This is a genomic window from Mesorhizobium sp. M7A.F.Ca.CA.004.06.1.1 (genome assembly GCF_003999135.1).
Taxonomy (GTDB): Bacteria; Pseudomonadota; Alphaproteobacteria; order Rhizobiales; family Rhizobiaceae; genus Mesorhizobium.
On sequence record NZ_RZPQ01000398.1, the window covers coordinates 1 to 5,370 of the forward strand.

The 5,370-nt window shown below is 64.6% G+C and carries 5 protein-coding genes; all 5 read left to right on the plus strand.

Annotated elements, in window-relative coordinates; all coding sequences use genetic code 11:
• On the plus strand, nt 1-583 hold a 583-nt coding region (locus tag EN906_RS21565), incomplete at its 5' end, for an NADH-ubiquinone oxidoreductase-F iron-sulfur binding region domain-containing protein (RefSeq protein ID WP_206529147.1).
• 10 nt (nt 584-593) lie between these two features.
• Nucleotides 594-3,506, plus strand: coding sequence for a formate dehydrogenase subunit alpha (gene fdhF, locus EN906_RS21570; RefSeq protein ID WP_064995765.1), 2,913 nt, complete (start codon nt 594-596; stop codon nt 3,504-3,506).
• Between the two features lie 2 nt (nt 3,507-3,508).
• Entirely contained in the window at nt 3,509-4,339 is an 831-nt protein-coding gene (gene fdhD / locus EN906_RS21575) for a formate dehydrogenase accessory sulfurtransferase FdhD (RefSeq protein ID WP_127267011.1), read from the plus strand.
• A complete protein-coding gene (locus EN906_RS21580) occupies nt 4,329-4,640 on the plus strand; it encodes a formate dehydrogenase subunit delta (RefSeq protein ID WP_023811684.1) in 312 nt (103 codons plus the stop codon). The genes fdhD and EN906_RS21580 overlap by 11 nt, the downstream gene beginning before the upstream one ends.
• 112 nt (nt 4,641-4,752) lie before the next feature.
• On the plus strand, nt 4,753-5,370 hold a 618-nt coding region (locus tag EN906_RS21585; RefSeq protein ID WP_164777278.1), incomplete at its 3' end, for an alpha/beta hydrolase.

The following is a 5,370-nucleotide window of genomic DNA, read 5'->3' on the forward strand; positions in this document are numbered from 1 at the left end:
CTACAAGGATTTCGGCATGGGCCGCTCGCGCGGCACGATCCCGATCCAGATCGCCGGCAACGTCAAATATGCCGGCCTGTTCGAAGCCGCTTTCGGCATGACGCTGGGCGAGATCGTCGACGAGATCGGCGGCGGCACGGCCACGGGGCGACCGGTCAAGGCGGTGCAGGTCGGCGGGCCGCTCGGCGCCTACTTCCCGCGCGCGCTGTTCGACACGCCGTTCGATTATGAAGCCTTCGCGGCAAAGGACGGGCTGATCGGCCATGCCGGCATCGTGGTGTTCGACGACACCGCCGATATGCTGAAACAGGCGCGCTTTGCCATGGAGTTCTGCGCCATCGAAAGCTGCGGCAAGTGCACGCCCTGCCGCATCGGCTCGACGCGCGGTGTCGAGACCATCGACAGAATAGTCGCGGGCATCGAGCCGGAGAAGAACCTCGCTCTGGTCACCGACCTCTGCAACACGATGAAGTTCGGTTCGCTCTGCGCGCTGGGCGGCTTCACGCCCTATCCCGTGATGAGCTCGATTACCCATTTCCCCGACGACTTCAAGCCAGCGCCCGTGCGCGTGGCTGCCGAATAGGAGCTGGCAGATGAACATCAAGGCCGACTTCCCCTCCCTCGTCGAAGAGATCGACTACGGAACCCCGCAATCGAAGGCGCAGAAGCAGGTCACGCTGAACGTCGACGGTCGCAGCATCACCGTGCCGGAAGGCACCTCGATCATGCGTGCCGCGATGGAAGGCGGGGTCGAGATCCCGAAGCTTTGCGCCACCGACATGCTGGACTCCTTCGGTTCGTGCCGTGTCTGCCTTGTCGAGATCGAAGGACGCGGCGGCACGCCGGCATCGTGCACGACGCCCGTCGGCGAAGGCATGATCGTGCGCACGCAGACCGAGCGGCTCGATGCCATTCGCCGCGGCGTCATGGAGCTCTACGTCTCCGATCATCCGACCGGCTGGAACGAACAGGCCGGAACCGGCGCGAGCGAGTTCGATGCGGTGGCGAAGTCGATCGGCCTGACCGAGAACCGCTACGGCATCGAAGGCCGCAACCACGTCAAGCCGGAAGGTGGCGTGGCGCCCGGCCATGGCTCGCTGGCGGTCGACTACATCGCCCGCGATGAATCCAACCCCTATTTCACCTATGATGCCTCGCAATGCATCGTCTGCTCGCGCTGCGTGCGGGCCTGCGAAGAGGTGCAGGGCACCTTCGCGCTGACCATCGAGGGACGAGGCTTCGAATCCCGGGTTTCGGCGGGGATGCACGAGGCGTTCATCGATTCGGAATGCGTGTCCTGCGGCGCCTGCGTGCAGGCCTGTCCGACCGATGCGCTGCGCGAGAAGACGGTGCTTGCCAAGGGCCTGCCGGAGCGCTCGGCTGTTACCACCTGCGCCTATTGCGGCGTCGGCTGCTCGTTCAAGGCCGAGGTGAAGGGTGACGAAGTCGTTCGCATGATGCCCTATAAGGAGGGGAAGGCGAACCACGGCCATTCCTGCGTCAAGGGCCGTTTCGCCTATGGCTACGCCACCCACAAGGACCGCATCCTGTCGCCGATGATCCGCGAAAAGGTCACCGACCCGTGGCGCGAGGTGAGCTGGGAAGAGGCGATCGCCCATACGGCCAAGGAATTCCGCCGCATCCAGTACCAGTACGGACGCACTGCGATCGGCGGCATCACCTCGTCGCGCTGCACCAACGAGGAAACCTATCTCGTCCAGAAGATGGTGCGGCAGGGTTTCCGCAACAACAATGTCGACACCTGCGCACGCGTCTGCCATTCGCCGACGGGCTACGGGCTCGGCCAGACCTATGGCACCTCGGCCGGCACGCAGGATTTCGATTCCGTCGACTTCACCGACGTCGCCGTCATCATCGGCGCCAATCCGGCTTCCGCTCACCCGGTGTTCGCCTCGCGGCTGAAGAAGCGGCTGCGCCAGGGCGCCAAGCTGATCGTGCTCGATCCGCGCCGCACCGAGATGGTCAAGTCGGCCCATATCGAAGCGGATTATCACCTGCCGCTGAAGCCCGGCACCAATGTGGCCGTGCTGACGGCGCTGGCGCATGTGATCGTCACCGAGGGCCTGTTCGACGAAGCCTTCATCCGCGAACGCTGCGACTGGACGGAGTTCCAGGATTGGGCATCGTTCGTAGCCTTGCCGGAAAACAGCCCCGAAACCGTCGGCAAATTGTCCGGCGTCGATCCAGAGCTGATCCGGGGCGCTGCGCGGCTCTACGCCACCGGCGGCAACGGCGCGATCTATTACGGCCTCGGCGTGACGGAACACAGCCAGGGCTCGACCACTGTGATGGCAATCGCCAATCTCGCCATGGCCACCGGCAATATCGGCCGGCCCGGCGTCGGCGTGAACCCACTGCGCGGCCAGAACAACGTGCAGGGCTCCTGCGACATGGGCTCCTTCCCGCACGAACTGCCGGGCTATCGCCACATCTCCGGCGAAGCCGTGCGCGATATCTATGAGACCTTGTGGGGCGTGAAGCTGGACGACGAACCCGGCCTGCGCATCCCCAACATGCTCGACGCCGCCGTCGACGGCAGCTTCAAGGGCATCTACATCCAGGGCGAGGACATTCTGCAGTCCGATCCCGACACCAAGCATGTCGCCGCCGGCCTTGCCGCGATGGAATGCGTCGTCGTGCACGACCTGTTCCTCAACGAGACGGCGAACTACGCGCATGTCTTCCTGCCGGGCTCGACTTTCCTGGAGAAGGACGGCACCTTCACCAACGCCGAGCGCCGCATCAACATGGTGCGCAAGGTTCTTGAGCCGAAGGCGCGCTACGCCGATTGGGAGGCGACGCAGGAGCTTGCCCGCGCGATCGGGCTGGACTGGAACTATCAGCATCCCTCCGAGATCATGGACGAGATCGCGATGACCACGCCGAGCTTCGCCGGCGTCTCCTTCGAGTTGCTCGACCGTGTCGGATCCGTGCAATGGCCCTGCAACGAGAAGGCGCCGCTCGGCACCCCGATCATGCATATTGACGGGTTCGTGCGCGGCAAGGGCAAGTTCATCCGGACCGAATATGTGGCGACGGACGAAAGGACGGGACCGCGCTTCCCGCTGCTGCTCACCACCGGCCGCATCCTGTCACAGTACAATGTCGGCGCGCAGACCAGGCGCACCGACAACAGCATGTGGCACTCGGAGGACCGGCTGGAGATCCATCCGCACGATGCCGAGAACCGCGGTTTGCGCGACGGCGACTGGGTCCGGCTGACCAGCCGATCGGGCGAGACGACGCTGCGCGCGCTGATCACCGACCGGGTGTCGCCCGGCGTGGTCTACACGACGTTCCATCATCCGGACACGCAGGCCAACGTCATCACCACCGACTTCTCCGACTGGGCGACCAATTGTCCGGAATACAAGGTGACGGCGGTGCAGGTCGGCGCCTCCAACGGACCGTCGGAATGGCAGCGCGACTATGACGAGCAAGCCAAGCAGAGCCGGCGCATCGCGTCTTTGCAGGCGGCGGAGTAGTCTTGAGCGCGCGCCGCAAAGCCACGACGCAGGTATCGCGGCTGGCGCACCGCGCGGTTGGGACGACGGCTGCCAACCGGATGGTGCCGGAAGAGACGCCGGTGGCGTTCTCCTTTGCCGGCACCACGCATGCGGTGATGATGGCAAGCCCGGCGGATTTCGAGGATTTCGCGCTCGGCTTCTCGCTGACCGAAGGCATCATCGCCTTGCCCGAAGAGATCGAAGCCATCGAGGTCGAGGACCATGGCGCCGGCATCGACATTCAGATCCGGCTGAAGGACCGAGCCAACACACGTTTCGAAGCGCGGCGGCGAAGGCTCGCCGGCCCGGTCGGCTGCGGGCTTTGCGGCATCGAGTCGATCGAGGAAGCGATGCGCTCGGTCGATGCGGTTGGTGCCTCAAGCCTTACGCTTGATGCCGACGACATCGCTCGTTCGGTCAAGCTTTTGTCCAAAGTGCAGCCGCTGCACACCGAGACCGGAGCGGTACACGCCGCCGGTTTCTATATGCCTGGCAAGGGCATCGTCATGGCGCGCGAAGATGTCGGCCGTCACAATGCGCTCGACAAGCTGGCCGGCGCGCTGGCCAGGGCCGGCATCGATGGCGCATCCGGTGCTGTGGTGGTGACATCCAGGGTGTCGGTCGAAATGGTGCAGAAGACGGCTTCTATCGGCTCGGCCTTCATCATCGCCGTCTCGGCGCCGACCGCACTTGCCATCCGCACGGCGCAAGAGGCCGGCATGACGCTGGTGGCGCTGGTTCGCGGCGACGATTTTGATATTTTCACCCACCCCGACCGGGTGGTTTGCGGAGTTGCCAAGCATGTCGCATGACGAAGAACACATTATGAGCACCGCCGAGAAGCTGGTGCGCATGGCAAACCAGATCGCCGATTTCTTCCATTCCAAGCCGCGCGAGGAAGGCATTGCCGGCGTCGCCGAGCACATCAACAAGTTCTGGGAGCCGAGGATGCGGCGGCAGTTCTTCGAAATGCTGGACGACGGCACCGGGAACTTCAACGAGTTGGTGGTGGCCGCCTCCGCCAGGATCAGGCGGCCGATCACGCCGGCTGCGGCCGACCTCAAACTCGGACTCGAGCCCTCCCCTGCCGACGTCGCCGCCTCGCAGGAATAATCGCCAAGCCGCGCCGGCTTACATTCGTCATCGCTAAAGTTTAAGCTGCCGCATCCGCGCTGTTCTGCTATGGTTTGACGACCAGAAATCGTCAGGCCGGGGTGGAAATCTCGTGAGGCCGATCGAGACGCGATACGCCCGTAGCGGCGATATGAGGATCGCCTATCAGGTGGTCGGGCAGGGATCGCTCGATCTGGTCTTCGTGCCGGGCTTCATTTCCAACCTCGACCTGCACTGGGAAGACGAGGGCTATACCAGGCTCTTGAAGCGGCTTTCGGCATTCTCGCGGCTGATCCTGTTCGACAAGCGCGGCACGGGTCTGTCCGACCGCGTCGACGCGCATAACCTGCCCAGTCTCGAAACGCGGATGGACGATGTGCGCGCGGTTTTGGACGCTGCCGGCAGCGGCCGTGCAGCCCTGCTCGGCTCCTCCGAAGGCGCGCCGATGGCGATGCTGTTCGCCGCCACCTATCCGGAGCGGACGCGGGCGCTGGCGCTCTATGGCGGCTATGCGCATTTCCACAAATGGGTGATGTCGCCCGAACGCCTCGACGCTTTCATCGAGATGGCGGAGACAGCCTGGGGCACCGGCGCCACTCTGCCCCATTTCGCGCCGAGCCGGGTCGACGACGCGCATTTCGCCCAGTGGGGGGCACGTTTCGAACGATTGTCGGCGAGCCCGACGGCGGCGGCGGCGCTGGCGCGCATGAAAGACGACGGCCACATCCGC

What these genes read in the sequence shown, in the direction of transcription:
- fdhF (WP_064995765.1), top strand. Translation starts at nt 594, where the DNA reads ATGAACATCAAGGCCGACTTCCCCTCCCTCGTCGAAGAGATCGACTAC.
- EN906_RS21580 (WP_023811684.1), top strand. Translation starts at nt 4,329, where the DNA reads ATGTCGCATGACGAAGAACACATTATGAGCACCGCCGAGAAGCTGGTG.